At 37.8% G+C, this 21,339-nt stretch carries 13 protein-coding genes and 7 pseudogenes; 17 read left to right on the top strand and 3 right to left on the bottom strand.

Features of this window, described 5'->3' with window-relative positions:
* Positions 1-4: 4 nt before the first annotated feature.
* Positions 5-642 (bottom strand): annotated as a pseudogene (locus NBRC111893_RS05135) (lysophospholipid acyltransferase family protein).
* Positions 643-755: 113 nt separating this feature from the next.
* Here NBRC111893_RS05135 and NBRC111893_RS05130 point away from each other — a divergent pair.
* The 3 genes and pseudogenes from NBRC111893_RS05130 to NBRC111893_RS05120 all read left to right on the top strand — a co-directional run bounded on the left by NBRC111893_RS05130 (position 756) and on the right by NBRC111893_RS05120 (position 2,819).
* Positions 756-1,507 (top strand): annotated as a pseudogene (locus tag NBRC111893_RS05130) (tRNA1(Val) (adenine(37)-N6)-methyltransferase).
* Positions 1,494-1,754 (top strand): GIY-YIG nuclease family protein, encoded by a 261-nt coding sequence (locus tag NBRC111893_RS05125; protein ID WP_125008235.1) that lies wholly within the window; start codon positions 1,494-1,496, stop codon positions 1,752-1,754. The pseudogene NBRC111893_RS05130 and the gene NBRC111893_RS05125 overlap by 14 nt, the downstream one beginning before the upstream one ends.
* 66 nt (positions 1,755-1,820) lie before the next feature.
* Complete coding sequence (locus NBRC111893_RS05120) at positions 1,821-2,819, top strand: D-2-hydroxyacid dehydrogenase (protein WP_125008234.1); 999 nt, start codon at positions 1,821-1,823, stop codon at positions 2,817-2,819.
* 35 nt (positions 2,820-2,854) lie between these two features.
* Here NBRC111893_RS05120 and NBRC111893_RS05115 read toward each other — a convergent pair whose 3' ends face one another.
* Positions 2,855-3,367, bottom strand: coding sequence for an HAD family hydrolase (locus NBRC111893_RS05115; RefSeq protein ID WP_225417596.1), 513 nt, complete (start codon positions 3,365-3,367; stop codon positions 2,855-2,857).
* A complete protein-coding gene (locus NBRC111893_RS11215; protein WP_225417594.1) occupies positions 3,328-3,579 on the bottom strand; it encodes an HAD family hydrolase in 252 nt (83 codons plus the stop codon). Before NBRC111893_RS11215 ends, NBRC111893_RS05115 begins: the two co-directional genes overlap by 40 nt.
* Before the next feature lie 233 nt (positions 3,580-3,812).
* Between NBRC111893_RS11215 and rpsB the strand changes: the two genes are divergently transcribed.
* The 14 genes and pseudogenes from rpsB to infB all read left to right on the top strand — a co-directional run bounded on the left by rpsB (position 3,813) and on the right by infB (position 21,333).
* Entirely contained in the window at positions 3,813-4,583 is a 771-nt protein-coding gene (rpsB, locus tag NBRC111893_RS05110) for a 30S ribosomal protein S2 (RefSeq protein ID WP_125008233.1), read from the top strand.
* Between the two features lie 92 nt (positions 4,584-4,675).
* Complete coding sequence (gene tsf, locus NBRC111893_RS05105) at positions 4,676-5,551, top strand: translation elongation factor Ts (RefSeq protein ID WP_125008232.1); 876 nt, start codon at positions 4,676-4,678, stop codon at positions 5,549-5,551.
* Positions 5,552-5,722: 171 nt separating this feature from the next.
* Positions 5,723-6,445 carry a UMP kinase gene (gene pyrH, locus NBRC111893_RS05100; RefSeq protein WP_125008231.1) on the top strand — a complete coding sequence of 241 codons (723 nt, stop codon included), beginning with the start codon at positions 5,723-5,725 and terminating at the stop codon, positions 6,443-6,445.
* A gap of 3 nt (positions 6,446-6,448) precedes the next feature.
* A pseudogene (gene frr / locus NBRC111893_RS11210) lies at positions 6,449-6,994 on the top strand (ribosome recycling factor); the annotation flags it as partial.
* 526 nt (positions 6,995-7,520) lie between these two features.
* Positions 7,521-8,282: an undecaprenyl pyrophosphate synthase gene (gene uppS / locus NBRC111893_RS05090; RefSeq protein WP_125008229.1), complete on the top strand. Its 762-nt coding sequence runs from the start codon at positions 7,521-7,523 to the stop codon at positions 8,280-8,282.
* 13 nt (positions 8,283-8,295) lie between these two features.
* Positions 8,296-9,084 carry a phosphatidate cytidylyltransferase gene (locus NBRC111893_RS05085; RefSeq protein ID WP_125008228.1) on the top strand — a complete coding sequence of 263 codons (789 nt, stop codon included), beginning with the start codon at positions 8,296-8,298 and terminating at the stop codon, positions 9,082-9,084.
* A 19-nt stretch (positions 9,085-9,103) separates the two neighbouring features.
* A pseudogene (gene rseP, locus NBRC111893_RS05080) lies at positions 9,104-10,376 on the top strand (RIP metalloprotease RseP).
* Between the two features lie 22 nt (positions 10,377-10,398).
* Positions 10,399-12,110: pseudogene (locus tag NBRC111893_RS05075) on the top strand (proline--tRNA ligase).
* An 84-nt stretch (positions 12,111-12,194) separates the two neighbouring features.
* Positions 12,195-16,493, top strand: coding sequence for a PolC-type DNA polymerase III (locus NBRC111893_RS05070; RefSeq protein WP_439957176.1), 4,299 nt, complete (start codon positions 12,195-12,197; stop codon positions 16,491-16,493).
* A gap of 110 nt (positions 16,494-16,603) precedes the next feature.
* Complete coding sequence (gene rimP, locus NBRC111893_RS05065; RefSeq protein ID WP_125008226.1) at positions 16,604-17,074, top strand: ribosome maturation factor RimP; 471 nt, start codon at positions 16,604-16,606, stop codon at positions 17,072-17,074.
* A gap of 15 nt (positions 17,075-17,089) precedes the next feature.
* Positions 17,090-18,230 (top strand): annotated as a pseudogene (gene nusA / locus NBRC111893_RS05060) (transcription termination factor NusA).
* Positions 18,231-18,254: 24 nt separating this feature from the next.
* Positions 18,255-18,554 (top strand): RNase P modulator RnpM, encoded by a 300-nt coding sequence (gene rnpM / locus NBRC111893_RS05055; protein WP_125008225.1) that lies wholly within the window; start codon positions 18,255-18,257, stop codon positions 18,552-18,554.
* Positions 18,544-18,861, top strand: a complete 318-nt coding sequence (locus NBRC111893_RS05050) for a L7Ae/L30e/S12e/Gadd45 family ribosomal protein (RefSeq protein ID WP_125008224.1) — start codon at positions 18,544-18,546, stop codon at positions 18,859-18,861. The genes rnpM and NBRC111893_RS05050 overlap by 11 nt, the downstream gene beginning before the upstream one ends.
* Positions 18,862-18,865: 4 nt before the next feature.
* A pseudogene (gene infB, locus NBRC111893_RS05045) lies at positions 18,866-21,333 on the top strand (translation initiation factor IF-2).
* Positions 21,334-21,339 lie beyond the last annotated feature (6 nt).

Here is a 21,339-nt window from a genome sequence, read left to right as displayed (position 1 = left end):
AGTTTTACTCATCACGCTTTTTATTTTTTGACATATCAATGTATTTAAAATCAGGATTTACTTCTTTATCTAGACTATCAAATGCTTGCTGCAATTGTTGCTCAATATTTTTTTGAGCAGCATCATCTAGCTTAGTTTTACGATCGATATAAATTGGCTCACCGAAAGAAATAGTGACTTTTTTTCTAGAAAGTAGATGCTTAAAAGTTAAGGGTCCCTGGTAAACGGTTGGTACGAGTGGCACATTTGCCAATTGGGCAATTAAAGCAGCGCCACCTTTTAAATCGTTGGAGTGTCGAGTTCCTGACGGAAATAAGATTAACGATAAATCTTGTTTTCGCAAGATCCTAACTGGCTGTTTAATTGCAGATGGGCCGGGATTTTCACGGTTAACCGGAAATGCATTAGCATGGACTAAAATGTATTTTAAAATGGGATTTTTAAATAACTCTTTCTTAGCCATAAAACTAAATTTTTTGGGGCTCGCAGCAACTGCGTAATAAATTGGATCAAACCAAGTTCGGTGGGGACCAACTAGAATGTAGTTTCCCTTAGGTAGACGATTTTGTTAATATAATGACCGTTACCATTAATGATGAACAAAATAATTTTGACCACCACACGAGCAAATGAATAAAACAAATCCTGTCTCCTTCTTTCTTGCTATTTTAATAGCCTTATTTTACGTAAAAAGACATGGTTTGGCAAATTAGTATAGGAAATCTAACAATTAACATATAAAAGGAACTATGATTATGAACTCTTATTTAAAAGCAGATGAACGAATTGATCAACTTTACAGTAAAAATATCTCAATAATTCAGAGCAGCAACGTGTTTTCCTTTTCATTAGACGCAGTGTTACTGGCTGAGTTTGCAACGGTGTCAAAAAATAAAACTAAAAAAGTCGTTGATTTATGTGCTGGCAATGGGGGCGGTGGGGTTATTCATAAGCGATCGCACAAATGCTCATATTTTTGAAGTAGAGATTCAGGACCGTTTGGCTGACATGGCTAGTCGCAGTGTGAAACTAAATAATTTAAAAAACCAGGTTACTGTGATTAATGACGATTTAAAAAATACGACGAAATATGTCAAAAAGGATTCAGTGGATGTGGTAACCGTTAATCCCCCATATTTCTTAAATTACGAAACTTCCGAAAAAAATCCAAATGAATATTTGGCTATTGCTCGTCATGAACTGACCACAAATCTATCCCAAGTAGTAGAAACTGCTGGTAAATTATTAAAAATGAATGGTAAATTTTTTTATGGTGCATCGTCCTGACCGGTTAACTGACATTCTAGTTACAATGCGAGAGCAGAGGATTGAGCCTAAATCACTGCAATTTGTCAGGCCTAGCAATGGCAAATTAGCTAATATGGTCTTAGTTTCAGGGATTAAGGATGGTCACTATAATGGTGTTAAAATTCTTGATGACATTATTGTTCATGAGGGTGATCATTATTCTAAGCCAATCGAGATGATGCTGTATGGAGAAAGATAAGTCTTTTTACATGTATGTGCTTTTATGTGAGGATAACACCCTTTATACGGGCTACACTGATGATGTTATACGTCGTTTTAAAACCCATCAAGCGGGTAAAGGTGCCAAGTATACTCGAGCTCACAAACCAGTTGAAATTTTATATCAAGAAGAGTTTTTCACTAAGCACGATGCTATGAGTGCAGAATATCATTTTAAAAAATTGACGCGAACTAAAAAAATGCTGTACATTGAGAATCATGAATGAATTGAGTTGGTTTTGAATACGGTTTCAATGATATAATAATGGCAATTACGTAAGGAGGTAGTTTTTGTGAAAATTATTGCATATGGTATTAGAGATGATGAAAAACCATATCTTGATAAATGGAGCGATGAAAATCCAGACGTTGAGGTAATCTCAACCAGCCAGCTACTTGATGAATCAACGGTTGAATTAGCAAGTGGGGCCGATGGCGTTGTTGCATACCAACAGAAACCATACACTAATGAGGTGCTTGATAAGTTGGGGAGTTTTGGCATCAAGTTCTTATCCCTTCGAAATGTTGGATTTGATAATGTTGATGCAGAAGCTGCCAAACGTAATGGAATTAAAGTTTCTAATGTGCCAGCTTATTCACCAGAGGCCATTGCTGAACTTACGGTAACCCAGCTAATGCGGTTGTTAAGAAAAACGAATATTTTTGATCGAAAGCAAATAAATGGCGACTTGACCTGGGCACCAGATATTGCTGATGAACTAAATCAAATGACCGTTGGAGTGATTGCAACTGGTAGAATCGGCCGGGCAGTAATTAAAATCTATGAAGGTTTTGGGGCTAAGGTTATCGCATATGACGTTTTTCATAACCCAGAATTAGAAAAAAGAGGAATCTATGTCGATACTTTAGATGAATTATTTGCTAAGTCCGATGTGATTTCACTTCATGCACCAGCCACAAAAGATAATGAACATATGCTTAATGCTGAAACCTTTGCCAAAATGAAAGACGGGGTTTATGTCTTAAATCCTGCCCGGGGATCATTGATTGACACAGATGCACTAATCAAAGCACTCGATTCAAATAAAGTCGGCGGAGCTGCAGTCGATGTGTACGAAGATGAAGTTGGGATTTTCAATACTGATTTTGGTAGTTTTGAAAACATTCCTGATGAGCGTCTTAAAAATTTAATGAAGCGGGAAAATGTTTTGGTGACACCGCATATCGCTTTTTATACTAAACGAGCTGTAAAAAATATGGTTTACTTTGCAATGGATGCTAACAAGTCATTAATTGAAACAGGTGAGTCTGATAAATTAGTTGACTTATAATAAAAAAGAGTGAGAAATAAATTCTCACTCTTTTTTTATGACTGTTCTGCAGCTAATTCGGTTAATAATTCTTTCAACTCATCAATATTAGAGACTGTTTGGTCAGGAATCGCAGTTGGATCGCTAATAGTTCCATTAAAGGGGTTATACCATACAGTTTGCCACCCGGCTTTTTTTGCGGGTACAATATCTTCATCAAATGAACTACCAACGTATAGCATCTCACTACCACGAAGATCGAACTTCCGATTCATCATGGTAAAAATCACTGGGTCTGGTTTAGCAACCTTGGCATCCTCAGAGGTGATGATTTGATCCCTGTCAATCCAGTGTTGAAGTTTCAACTTCATAATTTTGGCTAATTGATCCTTATTAGATCCATTAGTGATGATACCTAGCTTATATTTGGCTGATAGTTGATTGAAAATAGTTGACAAGCCATCTGCCAACTGGATGTTGTTACGGTTGTTGAGAAATTCTTCTTCAAATTTGTCGGCCGTTTCTTTAGTTAATCCATTAAGTTCAAATTTCTTGAAGGTGTGGTGCAAACTGTGAAGTTGGCCTCACTATCAGTTAAATTTAAGTTTTCTTGGCAGGCTTTTGATTGAACTTGGTAGAATTGGTTTTGATAGTTAATGTAAATCTTCTTTAGCAAATCGTTATCAATATCAGCATTGAATACTGATCGAAAAGCCTCGTTAAAACTAGGCTCCTGATTGTAAAGGGTATCGTCAACGTCAAAAACGATGGCTTTTATCATTTATATGTTGCCTCCTTGTTTCGAAACAATATTGTAACATGATTAATCAAAATTTAAAAATTTCGCAGGATTTTATCATCAAATCAATAAATAAAGGTTGATTTAATGGCGAATGTTAGATATAATTTTCTAGGTATTTTAAATACACACTCAAAGTAATGAATCGGTTAGTGCCAATTTGGTGTCTGATTCAGTTGATCTTTGAGGAGGAAAAAACTAATGGAGGCTATATCATGGCTGTTATTTCTATGAAACAATTATTGGAAGCCGGAGTACATTTCGGTCACCAAACTCGTCGTTGGAACCCAAAGATGAAGGAATATATCTTTACTGAACGTAATGGTATTTACATCATCGACTTACAAAAGACTGTTAAGCTTATCGACACTGCTTACAACTTTGTTAAAGACGAAGCATCAAAGGGTGCCGTTGTATTGTTTGTTGGTACTAAGAAGCAAGCACAAGATGCAATTGCTGAAGAAGCAACTCGTGCAGGTCAATATTTTGTTAACAATCGTTGGCTTGGTGGTACTTTAACTAACTGGAACACTATTCAAACTCGTGTTCGTAGATTAAAGGAATTAAAGAAGATGGCTACTGATGGTACTTTCGAACGTCTTCCTAAGAAGGAAGTTTCATTGTTAATGAAACAACAAGACAAACTCGAAAGATTCCTTGGCGGTATTGAAGATATGCCAAGAATTCCAGACGTTATGTTCATCGTTGATCCTCGTAAAGAACAAATTGCTGTTAAGGAAGCTCAAAAATTGAACATTCCTATCGTTGCTATGGTTGATACTAACACCGATCCTGATGATATCGATGTTATCATTCCATCAAACGATGATGCAATTCGTGCCGTTCGTTTGATTACTGCTAAGATGGCTGATGCTATCATTGAAGGTAACCAAGGCGAAGACGACGTTAACGAAGAAACTTTTGGTGACAATGCCAAGAGTGATGATTCAATTGAATCAATCGCTAACGAAGTTGAAGGCAAATAATAAATAATTAAGCACTCAGGCTGACTCTATCGCTTCAGACCAATTTGGCCTAGTGTGGAGTCAGTTTTTATTTGAAAAGGGAGGCCAATTAAATGGCAAAGATTTCTGCAGCTCAAGTAAAAGAATTACGTGAAAAAACTGGCGTTGGTATGATGGACGCTAAGAAAGCACTTGTTGAAACTGAAGGCGACTTCGATAAGGCTATCGAAGTATTACGTGAAAAAGGTATTGCTAAAGCTGAAAAGAAGAGCGGCCGGGTTGCTGCTAACGGTTTAGCAAATATCGCTATCCATGATAATACTGCAGCCATCGTTGAAATCAACTCAGAAACTGATTTTGTTGCTACTAGTGATCCATTTAAGGATCTTGTAAACAAAGTTAGTGATGCTATCGCTATTGAAAAGCCTGCAACTGTTGAAGATGCATTAAACATTAAGACAGAAAAAGGTACTGTTAAGGATGATATCGTTGAAACAACTCAAGTTACTGGTGAAAAAGTTACGTTGAGACGTTTCGAAATCGTTGAAAAGAATGATAACGAATCATTTGGAGCATATCTTCATAATGGTGGTTCAATCGCTGCTTTGACTTTGATCGATGGTGCTGATGAAGAAACTGCCAAAGACGTTGCTATGCACGTTGCTGCAATCAACCCAGAATATCTTAACAAGGAAGAAGTTCCTGCTGATCGTCTTGCTGAAGAAAAGAAGACTCTTACTGAAGAAGCTCTTAATGAAGGTAAGCCTGAAAAAATCGTTGAAAAAATGGTTGAAGGACGTTTACACAAGTTCTTGGCAGAAATTTCTCTTGAAGACCAAGAATTTGTTAAAGACCCAGACCAAACTGTTGGTAAATTCGTTGCTTCAAAGAACGGTACTATCCGTAAATTTGTTCGTTACGAAGTTGGTGAAGGAATCGAACAAAACAAACAAAGTTTTGAAGATGAAGTTCGTTCACAATTGAAATAGTGATTTAAAAGACGCCCTTAGAGGCGTTTTTTTTATCGACTAAATTAGTTGATTACTGAGAAGAGTAAAATTAAACAATCCTAAGAATTTCTGAAATTACCAGATGTGTTGTTGTTACCCTTCAGATTATGCTAAAATTATAGTTAACGATTAACAATAGGAGGCACTTTGATGTCTGATATAAAATATAACCGAATCGTGTTAAAGCTAAGTGGTGAAGCTTTAGCAGGTGAAGCAGGATTTGGAATAAACCCACCAGTTATCAAGGACGTTGCAGCTGAAATCAAGAATATTTATGATTTAGGAATTCAAATTGGAATTGTTGTTGGTGGTGGTAACATGTGGCGTGGTGAATCTGGTGCCGCTATGGGTATGGAACGTGCTCAAGCTGACTACATTGGGATGCTTGGTACTGTTATGAATGGACTAGCATTACAAGATAATCTTGAATCATTAGGGGTACCTACTCGAGTTCAAACTTCAATTGAAATGCGCCAAATTGCCGAACCATACATTCGTCGGAAAGCTGTCCGACATTTGGAGAAGGGTCGCGTAGTAATTTTTGCCGGTGGTACAGGTAATCCTTACTTCTCAACCGATACTACTGCTGCATTACGAGCCGCAGAAATTGATGCAAATGCAATTTTGATGGCAAAAAATGGGGTTGATGGAATTTATTCAGATGATCCAAGAACTAACGAAGATGCAGTTAAGTATGATACGCTAACTTATATGGATATTATTAGTAAGGGATTAAAAGTAATGGATTCAACTGCTAGTTCATTATCTATGGATAATCATATTCCATTAGTTGTATTTAATTTAAATGAACCTGGTAATATCCGCAAGGTAGTTACTGGAGAAAATATCGGAACAACCGTTAAGGAGAAATAATTTATGGCTGATGCTAAAACAATTATCAACGAAGCTAAAACAAAAATGCAAAAAGCCCACGAAGCGTTAGATCGTGATTTGGGTGGAATTAGAGCTGGTCGTGCAAATGCCAGTTTATTAAATCGAGTGATGGTTGATTACTATGGTGCCCAAACACCTTTGAATCAAGTTGCCTCAATTTCAATTCCTGAAGCCAGAGTTATCATGATTACTCCATATGATAAGTCAGCACTTGAAAATATTGAAAAGGGAATTTACGAGGCTGATTTGGGAATCAGTCCTACAAACGACGGTAATGCTATCAGACTTGCTGTACCAGCTTTAACTGAAGAACGACGTCAAGAAATTGCTAAGCAAGTTAAGGCGACTGGTGAGCAAGGAAAAGTTGCAATCAGAAATGTTCGTCGTGAAGCTATGGATGCTCTGAAGAAGAGTCATAAAGCGGAAGAGATTACTGATGACGAACTTCATAAATTTGAAGATGAAACCCAAAAGGTAACTGACGACGCTATTAAAGTGGTTGATCAAAAAGTCGCTGAAAAAGAAAAAAGAAGTTGTATCTGGATAGGAGAAATTAATATGGCTGATGATAATCAAGTAGAAGTAGTTCCTGGCACTGATGAATTTGAACATATGTTGTTCAAATTAAATATGGAAGTTACTCCTAATGAAATTACGACTTTAAATTACAATGGTAATGAATTACAACAGGTTCAAGATGGATTGTTTGCAATGCCAGCATATGTTCAGGAAGATTTTAACTTATTCTTTATCGTTTCTAAATTAGTTGAAGATGACTGGGTAATGGCATTTTCAACTGCAACTATCGAAAATGATAATGAAATCACTGATTTATCAGAACCAATGACTACTGGTAAAGGACTTAACGTTTTAGGTGGCGTAAGCCCCGAAGATGCTAATAACCTATTGAAGTACTTTAATACGCTTGCGGATGCTGGTCGTGGCGAGTGGCGAATGGTTGATCGACCTGAAGATGCCTCAAATGAAGAATAATAATTATTTAGGATGAGCAGGCACTCATCCTTTATTTTTGTTGAGTTTTAAAGGTGAAATTATGGATAGAGAAAATAAGCAACAATTAGTTACAAAGATTGATAAAGATAATGTTCCTAACCATGTTGCCATTATTATGGATGGAAATGGTCGCTGGGCTCAAAAACGCCATTTACCACGAATTGCTGGTCATAAAGAAGGTATGCAAACAGTTAAACGGGTGACAATTGCTGCTAGTGATTTAGGTGTTAAGGTGTTAACTTTATATGCATTTTCAACAGAAAATTGGAAACGACCTGATAAGGAAGTTAGTTTCTTAATGAAGCTGCCGGTGACTTTCTTTGGCGATTTCGTTCCAGATCTGATTAAGAATAACGTTAAGGTTCAGGTTATGGGACTAATCGATCAATTACCCAAAGCAACTCAAAAGGCAGTGGCAGATGCAGTTGCACAAACCGCTAATTGTACGGGAATGATTCTTAATTTCGCTCTCAATTATGGCAGTCGAATGGAAATCATCGACGCAGTTAAACAAGTTGCCTCGATGGTTAAACAAGATGAACTGGCCATTGGTGATATTGACGAAACTGTATTTAGCGATAAGTTAATGTCTGCTCCACTAGGAGAGTACGCGGATCCAGACTTGTTGATTAGAACAAGTGGCGAAGAGCGGATATCTAATTTCTTGTTATGGCAAATTGCTTATAGTGAGTTAGCCTTTGTTGATACGTATTGGCCTGATTTTAGTGGTGAAACATTACAAGCAGAAATTATTGAATACCAAGGTCGCCATCGACGTTTTGGCGGACTTGAAACCGAATAGGAAGTGCGTTAATTTGAAGCAAAGAGTTATTACTGCGGTTGTTGCGTTAATTATTTTTATTCCGATAATCATCGCGGGTGGAATTTGGACCGATTTAGCCGCCCTGGTTTTGGGAATCGTCGCAATGTCTGAAATTTTAGTTATGAAGAAAAAGTTACTAATCTCATTTGAGTCAATTCTAAGTTTTTTAGGGGTTAGTACGTTAATCATCCCCGATACATGGTTAAATATGCTACCTGATCATATTGATCGAATGTTCCTGTTTTATATTTTCGTACTACTTTTACTATTGTTAACAGTGTTTTCAAAGAACAAGTTCACTTTTGATGATGTAGGAGTTTTGACGTTAGGAATGATTTATATTGGATTAGGTTTTCACTACTTCACATTAGCTCGTGATTTATCGTTAACTACATTGTTATATGCGTTGTTCATCGTTTGGGTTACTGATAGTGGAGCATACTTATTTGGTCGCTCATTTGGAAAGCATAAATTGGCTCCTCATATTAGTCCTAATAAGACTTGGGAAGGCTCAATATTAGGGTCATTAAGTGCAATTGTGTTATGCTCCTTGTTCTTGATGGTTTATCCAATTAACTCAATGAGTATCGTGCCAATTGTTGTTGTAACGGCATTGTTATCAATTGCTGGTCAATTTGGCGACTTGATTGAATCTGCACTAAAACGGTATTATGATGTAAAAGATTCAGGAAAAATATTACCCGGCCATGGTGGGATTTTAGATAGATTTGACAGCTTATTATTAGTGCTACCTATTCTACATCTAGTCGGAATTATATAAAAAATGGAGGACAACCTCTTTGATAACAACTATCATTGCATTCATTATTGTTTTTGGGATCATTGTTATTTCTCATGAATTTGGGCATTATTATGCAGCGAAAAAGTCAGGAATTTTAGTTCGTGAATTTTCTGTTGGAATGGGGCCTAAACTATTTTATTTTATTAGAAATCACACGACATTTACACTACGATTGTTGCCACTAGGTGGATATGTGCGAATGGCAGGAGATGCTGATGATGACGAAGAAATTAAACCTGGAACTCCGGTTTCCTTGAGATTAAATGATGATGACTTGGTTACCTCAATTAATACTAGTAATAAAAACTCATTGTTCCAGGGAATTCCAGTCACAGTTGTCAAAACAGATTTAGAGAATGAATTATATGTAGAAGGATACGAAAATGGTGACGAATCAGAGCTTAAGCGATATTCGGTTGCTCATGATGCTACAATTATTGAATCAGATGGAACTGAAGTGCAAATTGCTCCAGTCGATGTTCAATTTCAGTCAGCGTCATTGCCACATAGAATGATCACTAACGTTGCTGGTGTATTTAATAATTTCATTTTAACAATCTTAGTTTTTACAATTTTGGCATTTATTCAAGGAGGAGTTGCGAATAACTCAAATCGAGTTAACGTTACACCGACTGATTCAGTGGCCCGTGATGCTGGAATTAAAAATGGCGATAGAATTTTGTCAGTTAATGGAGTTAAGACTACTAACTGGAATGATTTAGCTACTAACATTCAGGATAAAGCTGGCAAAAAGGTCGACCTTAAAGTTCAAAACGATAAGCAGACCAAAAACAATTTCCTTAACCCCTAAAACTGTGACTACTAGTGGCAAAAAAGTTGGTGTTATTGGTATAACTGAGCATTTAGATGATAGTTTTCAAGCTAAAATTTTAGGCGGCTTCACGCAAACTTTCAACCTAGGTGGTCGGTTGCTATCCGCTCTTTGGTCGATGGTTACGGGACATTTTAGTTTAAATGATTTGGGCGGGCCAGTTGCCATCTTTGCCACTACTTCTCAAGCAACGCGAGGTGGAATTGCTGGGGTTATGTACTTCTTAGCGTTCTTATCATTGAACTTGGCAATTATTAATCTAATTCCCATTCCAGGATTAGATGGAGGAAAATTTTTACTGAACATTATCGAAGCAATTAGACATAAGCCAGTTTCTGAAAAAACAGAAACGGTAATTACTTTAATTGGTTTTGCCTTTTTAATGTTACTAATGATCTTAGTTACATGGAATGACATTTCCAGATATTTCTTGCACTAATATCTGAAGGAGAAAAGATAAAATGAAACAATCAAAAGTTTTAATTCCAACCTTAAAAGAAACACCAAGTGGTGCTGAAGCATTAAGCCACCAGATGTTGTTAAGAGCTGGTTATATTCGCCAAGTATCTGCCGGGATGTATGCCTATTTACCGATGGCTTATCGCGTAATCGCAAACATTGAACAAATCGTTCGAGAAGAGATGGAAAAAGCTGAAGCATTAGAAATGCTCGTTCCTGGCGTGTTACCAGCTGATTTATGGCGTGAATCAGGTCGTTATGAAACTTACGGTCCGGAATTATTTAAATTTAAGAACCGTCATGATACAGACTTTATCTTGGGACCTACTCACGAGGAAACTTTTACTCAACTCGTTAGGGATGCAGTTAAGTCATATAAACAATTACCATTTATGCTTTACCAAATTCAAGCTAAATATCGTGACGAAGATCGACCTCGTTATGGTTTATTACGAAGCCGTGAATTCATTATGAAAGATGCTTATTCATTTTCTGCTAACGAAGGTGATTTGGACAAAGCATATCGAGCAATGGAGAAAGCTTATATCAATATTTTTGATCGAATTGGTCTAAACTACCGAGTAATTATTGGTGATGGTGGGGCCATGGGTGGATCTGATTCGAAGGAGTTTTCTGCGTTAGCAAGCATCGGTGAGGATACTATTGCTTATTCAACTAATAGTGATTATTCAGCAAATTTGGAGATGGCAAAGTCCAAAATCTCTGATCGCACTTCACACGCCGAAATCGCTAATTTAGAAAAAGTGGCTACTCCAAATGCAAAAACAATCGAAGAAGTTGCCGAACTGCTTAAGGTGCAACCAGAACAAATTGGCAAATCAATGTTATTTATCGCTGATGAAGAACCTATTTTGGTTGTGGTGCCTGGTGACTATGAAGTTAATGATGTTAAGGTTAAGAATTACCTTAAGGCTGATTTTCTTGAACCAGCAACTGATGAGCAAGCTAAGCAACTAATTGGTGCTGGATTTGGCTCATTAGGACCCGTTGATCTTAATGAAGATGTTAAGATATTGGTTGATCAGCGAATTAAAGGTATGCGTAACATTGTGGTTGGTGCTAATGAAGATGGTTTTCACTATTTAAATGCTAACTTTGATCGTGATTTTAATTCAGATGATATTGACGACTTCGTGTTTGTTAAAGAAGGCGAGACTTCTCCTGATGGTGAAGGAACCCTTAAGTTTACTCGTGGAATCGAAATTGGTCATATCTTTAAGCTTGGTACTAGGTACTCTGATAGTTTAGGTGCCACGGTGCTTGATGAAAATGGCCGAGCAACACCAATCATTATGGGTTCATATGGAATTGGAATTAGTCGTTTACTATCAGCAATTGCTGAACAGTACGGTGATGAAAACGGCCTTGTATGGCCAAGTCGGTGGCCCCATTCATGGTTCACGTTATTCCCGTCAATATTAAAAATGATGTGCAACGAGAATTAGCTGACAAGATTGAAGCTGAATTAACTGAAAGTGGCCTGGCTGTCTTAGTTGATGACCGCAAAGAACGGGCTGGAGTTAAGTTTGCTGATTCAGACTTACTAGGAATTCCAGTTCGGGTAACTGTGGGTAAGAAGGCAGAAGATGGTATCGTCGAAATTAAAATTCGAAAAAATGGCGAAACACTTGAAGCTAAAGTTGAAGAACTTAGTGGTATGGTTAAGATTCTGCTTAATAATTTAGAAGATTAATACAATAGGTTTATAAAAAACTGGGGAACCCCAGTTTTTTCTGGTTAGTGAGGAGGAAGAAGTTTGGCGCTAAATCAGAATGAAATGTTTCAAAAACTTCTTGAACAGTTAAAGTGGTTTGAAATGAAAGATGATCCAATTTTTGAAAATGCTCGTTTAAATAAATTGGAAGTTCATGAAAAGAGTCGCAAGTGGCAATTTGACATTAGCACTAATAATATTTTACCGTTTGAGGTCTTTGATCAGTTTAATGACAGATTACAGGCGGCTTTTAATAATATTGCTAATGTTTCGTTTATTATTCAGCCCGATAGTCAGTCGTTTGATGAACCGTTGCTTAGAGACTACTGGGAATGGATTGTTACCAATTCTGGCGTTACCTCACCGCTGTTGAAAGAGTTGTGTGATAATCATTTGCCAGATTTACAAAATGAACGTGTTCAGTTCGTGGCTGAAAACGAAATTGTTAAAAATTTCATGGCCAATACTGCGCTTGGTCCAATCGAAGATCTTTACCGACGAGCTGGATTTCCTAATTTCACGATCCATACAATTGTTGACGAAACTGCTTCGCAAAAAAATATTGAAGCATTGCGCAAACGGAATGAAGCCAACGGGGTGGAATTGGTCAAGAAAGCTAATGAAGCGATGAAGCTTAATGATTCAAAGCCTAAGAAAAGTAATTCTAATAGTGGTTCAAGCTCAATCGGTAAGAAGATTAATGGTGATATCCCAACGATTAGGATGGATGAAATCGTTGATGAAGAACGTTCAGTTGTCGTTGAAGGCTACGTGTTCTCAAAGGAAATTCGGGCACTTCGTTCGGGTCGGGAATTATTAATGTTAAAAGTTACTGATTATACGTCATCGATTTCAATCAAGAAATTCTCTGGAAAAAATGAACAAGGAGCATTCGATGGAATTGAGGAAGGTAACTGGATCAAAGCTCGAGGCAGCGTCCAGGAAGACAACTATTCTCATGAGCTAACTTTGATGGCCAATGATATCAATGCCGTTAGTCATCCAATTAAGCAAGATAAAGCACCAGCAGATGAAAAGCGGGTTGAACTGCACTTACACACTTCTATGAGTCAAATGGACGCAACTAATAACATTACCGATTTTGCCAAGCGGGCTAAGAAATGGGGACATTCGGCGCTTGCAATTACTGATCATGCTGGAGTTCAAGGATTTCCTGATGCCTTTCATGCTGGCGAAAAGAATGACCTTAAAATGCTTTATGGAGTTGAGGTTAATCTAGTCGATGAAGGGGAACCGATTACTTATAATGACGCGCACGTCCCCTTAAAGGATGCCACATACGTCATCTTTGATGTTGAAACTACTGGATTGTCAGCGATTTATGATCGGGTGATTGAGTTATCAGCAGTTAGAATGGAAAACTCTAACGTGATCGATCAATTCGAGGAATTCATTGACCCAGGCTTTCCGTTGTCAGAACAAACGACTAATTTAACTTCTATTACAGATGACATGGTTAGAGGTTCTAAATCTGAAGAAGAAGTATTCAAACTATTCCGAGAATTTTGTGGTGACGCCATTATTGTTGGCCATAATGTTACCTTTGATGTTGGCTTTATGAATACGGGCTACAAACGACATGGAATGTCAGAAATTTCGAATCCAATCATTGATACTTTGACGCTAGCAAGATTTTTGTATCCTCATTTGAAGGGTTACCGTCTAAATACGCTAGCAAAAAAGTTTGATGTTAGTTTGGAACACCATCACCGAGCGGTCTATGATGCGGAAACAACTGGGCATTTAAATTATCTCTTCTTAAAAGATGCGGAGAGCAATTATGATATTAGATACCATGACCAGCTGAATGATCATATGACAGATAATGATGCTTATAAGCATGCTCGGCCAAGTCATGCGGTTTTACTTGCTCAGACTCAAGCAGGACTTAAAAATATGTTTAAAATCGTTTCATTATCCAATGTTGAGTACTTCTACCGAGTTCCTAGAGTACCACGGAAACAACTGGAGAAGTATCGGGAGGGAATCTTGGTTGGCTCGGGTTGTTCTGGCGGAGAAGTTTTTACTTCGATGATGCAAAAAGGAATGGAACAAGCCCGTGAAAAAGCCAAGTTCTATGATTATCTTGAAGTTCAGCCTCCTCGAGTTTATCAACCATTAATTGACTCGGGTCTTGTTGCTGATGAATCAAAACTACATGAAATTATTCAAAATATTATTGATTTAGGTCAAGAGTTGGAGAAACCAGTTGTAGCAACTGGTGATGTTCATTATTTAGATGAGCATGATTATATCTATCGAAAAATATTAATTAATTCTCAGGGTGGCGCCAACCCGCTTAACCGGCAAACTCTTCCAGATCAACATTTCTTAAGTACTGATGAAATGTTATCTGAATTTGCATTCTTAGGCGAAGAACAGGCTAAGCAAATTGTTGTTACGAATACTAATGCGATTGCTGACAGCATCGATGAAGTTCATCCGCTTAAGGATAAATTGTATACCCCTAGAATGGATGGGGCTGAGGATGAGATTCAAAATAAAACTATGGATACTGCCCATGCAATGTACGGAAATCCATTACCTGAAATCGTAGAAAAGCGACTTGAAAAAGAGCTGAAAAGTATTATTGGAAATGGTTTCTCCGTAATTTATCTGATTGCTCAGCGTTTAGTTCATAAGAGTAATAAAGATGGATATTTGGTAGGATCACGTGGGTCGGTTGGATCCAGTTTAGTTGCAACATTAACGGGAATCACAGAAGTTAATCCCTTACCACCGCATTACCGTTGTCCTAACTGTCAACATTCTGAATTCTTTACTAAGGGTGAGTATAGCTCGGGATATGATTTACCTGAGAAACAGTGTCCTGAATGTGGTACGGAAATGATTGGCGATGGTCATGATATCCCGTTTGAAACATTCCTAGGTTTTACGGGTAACAAAGTTCCTGATATTGATTTGAATTTCTCGGGTGATTATCAACCAATTGCTCATAACTACACCAAGGTGTTGTTTGGTGAGAAGAATGTATTTCGGGCCGGAACTATTGGTACTGTTGCTGATAAGACCGCATATGGTTATGTAAAGGCATATGAACGGGACACTGGAAAAGTATTTCGTTCCACGGAAGAAGATCGCCTATCTAAGGGAGCGACTGGAGTTAAGCGAACGACGGGACAACATCCAGCGGGAATTATCGTTGTGCCGGATTATATGGATATTTATGACTTTACGCCCATTCAATTTCCCGCTGATGATCGGACTGCCGCTTGGAAAACGACCCACTTTGATTTCCATTCGATCCATGACAATATTTTAAAAATTGATATTTTGGGTCATGATGATCCAACGATGATTAGAATGCTTCAAGACTTATCTGGAATTGAACCTAAATCGATCCCAATGGATGATCCAGGAGTGATGTCATTGTTCTCCAGCCCTGAAATTCTTGGGGTAACGGAAGAACAAATTAATTCAAAAACTGGAACCCTTGGAGTCCCTGAATTTGGAACGCGGTTTGTTCGCGGCATGCTTGAAGAAACTCATCCAAGTAACTACTCTGAATTGCTACAAATTTCCGGACTGTCTCATGGAACTGATGTATGGATTGGTAACGCTGATGAGTTAATTAAGAACGGTACCGCCACTATTGCGAATGTTATCGGTTGTCGTGATAATATTATGACCGATTTAATTCATTGGGGGTTGGATTCAGAGATGGCCTTCCAAATTATGGAACATGTGCGTAAAGGTCGGGGAATTCCTGATGAATGGCAAGCAGCCATGAAGGAAGCTGACGTACCGGATTGGTACATTCAGTCTTGTTTAAAGATTAAGTACATGTTCCCTAGAGCGCATGCGGCCGCTTATATTTTAATGGCTTTGCGAATTGCTTATTTCAAGGTATATTTCCCATTGGTATACTATGCTGCCTACTTTTCGGTTCGGGCTGATGACTTTGATATTGTGTCAATGGCTAGGGGTAAAGATGCTGTTAAAAATGCAATGAAGGAAATCAATGACAAGGGAATGGAAGCGTCAACTAAAGAAAAAAACCTATTAACGGTCTTGGAACTTGCTAATGAAATGCTTGAACGGGGTTATGAGTTTAAGATGGTGGATTTAGATAAGTCTGATGCTTCGGAATGGTTAATTGATGGTAATACATTAATTGCTCCATTTGATTCAGTTCCTGGTCTTGGGTTGAACGTTGCTAAGCAGATTGTGGCAGCTCGTGAAGATCGGCCATTTATTTCAAAAGAGGATTTAGCAAAACGTGGTAAGGTTTCAAAAACTTTAATTGAGTTTATGACTGAAAATAATATTTTAACTGGACTACCTGATGAAAACCAACTTAGTCTGTTTGATATGATGTAATGATTTGCTAAACTAGGTATTTTGTGATACATTTATATTACTAAATAACTTGGAAAAGGAGTGAGCGGAGACGCTCGCTCTTTTTATTGGATTTTTTAGGAGGAGAATATTTGAGCAACGTTGTTGAGACAGTAAAAGAACTTGTTGAGCCAATTTTAGAGTCACATTCTTTTTACTTATTTGATGTTGAATTTGTTAAGGAAAACAAAAGCTATTACCTACGAGTTTATATTGATAAACCCGGTGGCGTAACTATTGATGACTGTGTATTGGTATCTGATGAATTGAGCGAAAAAATCGATGCTTTACCGGAGGATCCAATTCCAGAGGCTTACTTCTTAGAAGTCTCATCTCCAGGTGCTGAACGTCCGCTAAGAAATGATAAAGAGCTTAAAGAGGCTGTTGATCAATATATTCATGTGTCCTTATTTAAAAAGCTAGATAATCAAAAAGCCTATGAAGGTACCTTACTAAAGGTTGATGAAGAATCTATTGAACTTAAACTAGATGATGCTAAGCAGACTGTTATTGAAGTACCCCGTGAATTAATTGCCAAGTCAAGATTAGCAATCAAATTTTAAAAGGAGAGTAAAATAATGAGTAGTGAACTTTTAGGTGCACTCTCTTCTCTAGAAGAAGAAAAGGGTATCAAAAAAGAAGTTGTGATTGAAGCTTTAGAAGCAGCTTTAGTTTCAGCTTATAAACGTAATTATGGTCAAGCTCAAAATGTAGAGGTTGAATTTGATCCTAAAAAGGGTAATATGCATGTCTATGCAGTTAAGACTGTAGTTGAAGATGTTCTTGATCCTCAACTACAAGTTTCACTGGAAGACGCATTAGCCATTAATCGTGGATATGAATTAGGTGACGAAATCAAGTTGAGGTTACTCCTCAAACTTTGGCCGAATTGCTGCCCAAACTGCTAAACAAGTTATTATGCAACGCGTTCGTGAAGCTGAGCGCGAAATTGTGTTTAATGAATATAGTAAGTACGAAGACGAGTTGGTAACTGGAACGATTGAACGCCAAGATACCCGATTCGTTTATGTAAGTTTAGATAAGGTTGAGGCTGTAATGGGTGTGAGAGATCAAATGCCTAACGAAGTGTACCGTCCTCAATCAAGAATTAAGGTTTATGTATCTAAAGTTGAAAATGCTACTAAGGGACCTCAAGTTTTTGTTAGTCGGACTGAACCAGGAATGCTTAAGCGATTGTTTGAACAAGAAGTTCCTGAAATTTATGATGGAACTGTTGAAATCGTTTCAATTGCTCGTGAAGCGGGTGATCGGGCAAAGGTTTCTGTAAGAACTAACAACGCTGACATTGATCCGGTTGGTACTGCAGTTGGTCCTAAGGGTCAACGTGTCCAAACTATCGTTAATGAATTAAACGGTGAAAATATGGATATTGTTGAGTGGGATGATGACGATGCAAGATACATTGCTAACGCTTTGAATCCTGCTGAAGTTGTTGACGTAATCTTTGATCCTGATAATGAACGGGCATGTACAGTAATTGTGCCAGATTATCAATTGTCATTAGCTATTGGTAAGCGTGGTCAAAACGCCAGACTAGCTGCTAAGTTAACTGGATTCAAGATTGATATTAAGTCTGAGTCAGAAGCAGCTGCTGAAATGAATTCTGCAACTGAAGAATTCAATGATAATGGTGCAGATGTTGATTCTGATAATGAAACTTTAAACGAAACCGACACAGATTCAACTAACGAAGAATAATCTTTTGTTTGGAGGCGAACTTTTATGAAAAAAAGAAAAATCCCAATGCGAAAAGATATCGTATCTGGTGAAATGGCGCCCAAAAAAGAATTGGTCAGAATCGTTCGTGATGCTGATGGAACAGTTTCAATCGATGAAACTGGTAAAAAATCTGGCCGAGGAGCTTATATTTCAATCGACGTTGACCGAGCTAACCAAGCTAAGCGGGAACACGTATTTGAAAAAGCCTTTTCAGTTAAAATTGACGAGGCATTTTATGATGACCTAATTGCCTATATTGATCATAAGCAAGCTCGAAAAGAGTTGTTTGAAAATGGACAATAAAGAGGCATTATTGAACTTTCTCGGTTTGGCTCAACGAGCACGGAAGACAGTATCAGGTCAGGAAATTTTATTAAAAGAACTCCGGGCGAATAACTTGAAGTTTTTATTTATTGCTAGTGATAGCGGTAAGGATACTTTTAAAAAGTTTACTGATAAGTCCAATTCTTATAATGTTCCTACTAACAATTTGCTTACCAGCGAAGAACTAAGTAATGCTGTTGGCGTAAAACGCAGTATAATTGGTATTAGTGATTCAGGTATGGCGAAGAAAATGATTCAATTAACCAACAAAATCAAGGGAGAGTGATTATATGGGGAAAAAGCGAATTTATGAATTAGCTAAAGAACTCAATGTCTCCAGTAAAGCGATTTTAGATAAAGCTGCAGATGCCGGTTATGACATTAAGAATCACATGTCGACGGTCGACGATCATCAAGAGCAACATTTACGACAAGTACTTGGTGGATCATCACAAGCTAAAAGTCAACCATCAGCTAAGCAAGCAACTAGTAATAAACCGGCTGATCGAAAGGCTCAATCTACAAGTTCAAGCCATTCGAATAATGGTACACGAACTAGTAATAATGAATCAAAGCACCAACAAAATAATAACAATCACTCGACAAATAGTCGTAGTGGTAATTCTGTTAACAATCGGAGTAATAATTTGAATAACAACCATAGCCAGAATTCTAGTAATAATCGTAGCAATGGCAATACTCAAAATGCATCACAAAGCCAAGCTAATAAAACAAATAATCAAAGTAAACCTAAGACTACTCAAGGAAAGTCGAGTAATACTCAAAATAAACCAAGTACCACTCAGTCAAGCTCTAACAATGCTCATCGGAGTAATAATAGTGGTAGCGGTCGTTTTGGCGGTAGCTTAAATCCTTCGAGAGGTAATAATAATTCTCGTAAGGCTAACAAAAAGCGTCAAAAGAAACAACGGAAGCAAAAAATCAACGGATGCGTGAAGTAGAACATCATGGTGCGCCTGAACGTAAGGAACGTCCATTACCAGAAGTATTGATGTATTTTGATGGCATGAACGCTCAAGATTTAGGTAAAGCATTGCATAGAGAACCAGCTGAAGTTGTTAAGAAATTATTTATGTTGGGAGTTATGGTTAACCAAAACCAATCTCTTGATAAAGATACCATTGAAATCTTAGCTGCTGACTACGGTATTAAAGCTGAAGAAAAAGTTCAAGAGGACGTTTCTGATATTGATAAAATTTTCGATACTGAGATGGCTAATGATGAACATTTAGAATCACGTCCACCAGTTGTTACTATCATGGGACACGTTGACCATGGTAAGACAACCTTGTTGGATCATTTGAGACACTCACACATTACCGCAGGTGAAGCAGGGGGAATTACTCAAGCAATTGGTGCTTATCAAGTTCGTCATGGTGAAAATGTCATTACTTTCTTGGATACACCAGGACATGCTGCATTTACTGAAATGCGGGCCCGTGGAGCAAATATTACAGACATAACTGTTTTAGTTGTAGCTGCTGATGATGGAGTTATGCCTCAAACTATTGAAGCTATTAACCATGCCAAGGCTGCCGGCACACCAATTATCGTTGCTGTGAACAAGATTGATAAGCCAGACGCTAATCCAAATCACGTTATCGAACAACTTGCTGAATACGGACTGATTCCTGAAGACTGGGGTGGCGATACCATCTTCGTTAACATTTCAGCTAAATTTGGTAAAAACATTGATGAATTGTTAGATATGATTGTCTTACAATCAGACATGTTGGAACTAAAGGCGAACCCTGATCAACCAGCTGTAGGCTCAGTGATCGAAGCTCGACTTGATCAAGGCCGTGGCTCAGTTGCAACCTTGTTAGTTCAGCAAGGGACACTACACGTTGGTGATCCAATCGTGGTTGGTAATACTTTTGGTCGGGTTAGAACGATGAATAATGAACGTGGCCGTGACTTAAAGAAGGTTACACCATCGATGCCAGTTGAGATTACTGGTATGAACGATGTTCCAGAAGCTGGTGATCGATTTGTTGTCTTTGATGATGAAAAGACCGCTCGTGCTGCTGGTGAAGCTCGTGCTAAGGAAGCTCAAGTTGAAGAACGTCGTAAGACTACACACGTAACTTTGGATAATTTATTTGATTCTCTAAAAGAGGGTGAAATGAAGCAAGTTGATGTTTTAATTAAGGCCGATGTTCAAGGATCCGTTGAAGCATTAGCAAATAGCTTGCAAAAAATTGACGTTTCAGGTGTTAAGGTTAACATTATTCATGCCGCGGTTGGTGCCATTAACGAAAGTGATATCGCACTAGCTGAAGCAAGTAATGCAATCGTAATCGGTTTTAATGTGCGTCCTACACCACAAGCCAAAGCACAAGCTGATAGTGATAATGTTGATATTCGTCTCCATCAAGTTATTTATAATGCGATCGATGAAGTTGAATCAGCTATGAAAGGTATGTTGGAACCAACATACAAAGAAGAAATTACTGGATCAGTTGAAGTTCGTGAAACTTACAAGGCTTCTAAAGTTGGTACCATTGCTGGTGGGATGGTAGTTGACGGAGTAATTAAGAAGGACAGTAAGGTTCGCTTAATTCGTGATAGTGTTGTTATTTACGATGGTGAGTTAAATAGTTTGAAACGTTTTAAGGACGATGTTAAAGAAGTTAAACAAGGTTTCGAATTAGGACTTACAATTCAAGATTATAACGATATCAAAGTGGGCGATGTAGTTGAAGCTTACGAGATGAAAGAAGTTCCTGTAGAATAAGGAGGA

Source organism: Lentilactobacillus kosonis, from assembly GCF_003864335.1.
GTDB classification, from domain to species: Bacteria; Bacillota; Bacilli; order Lactobacillales; family Lactobacillaceae; genus Lentilactobacillus; species Lentilactobacillus kosonis.
Note: the sequence above shows the minus strand (reverse complement) of the source record. Positions and strands in the feature narration are given on the sequence as shown.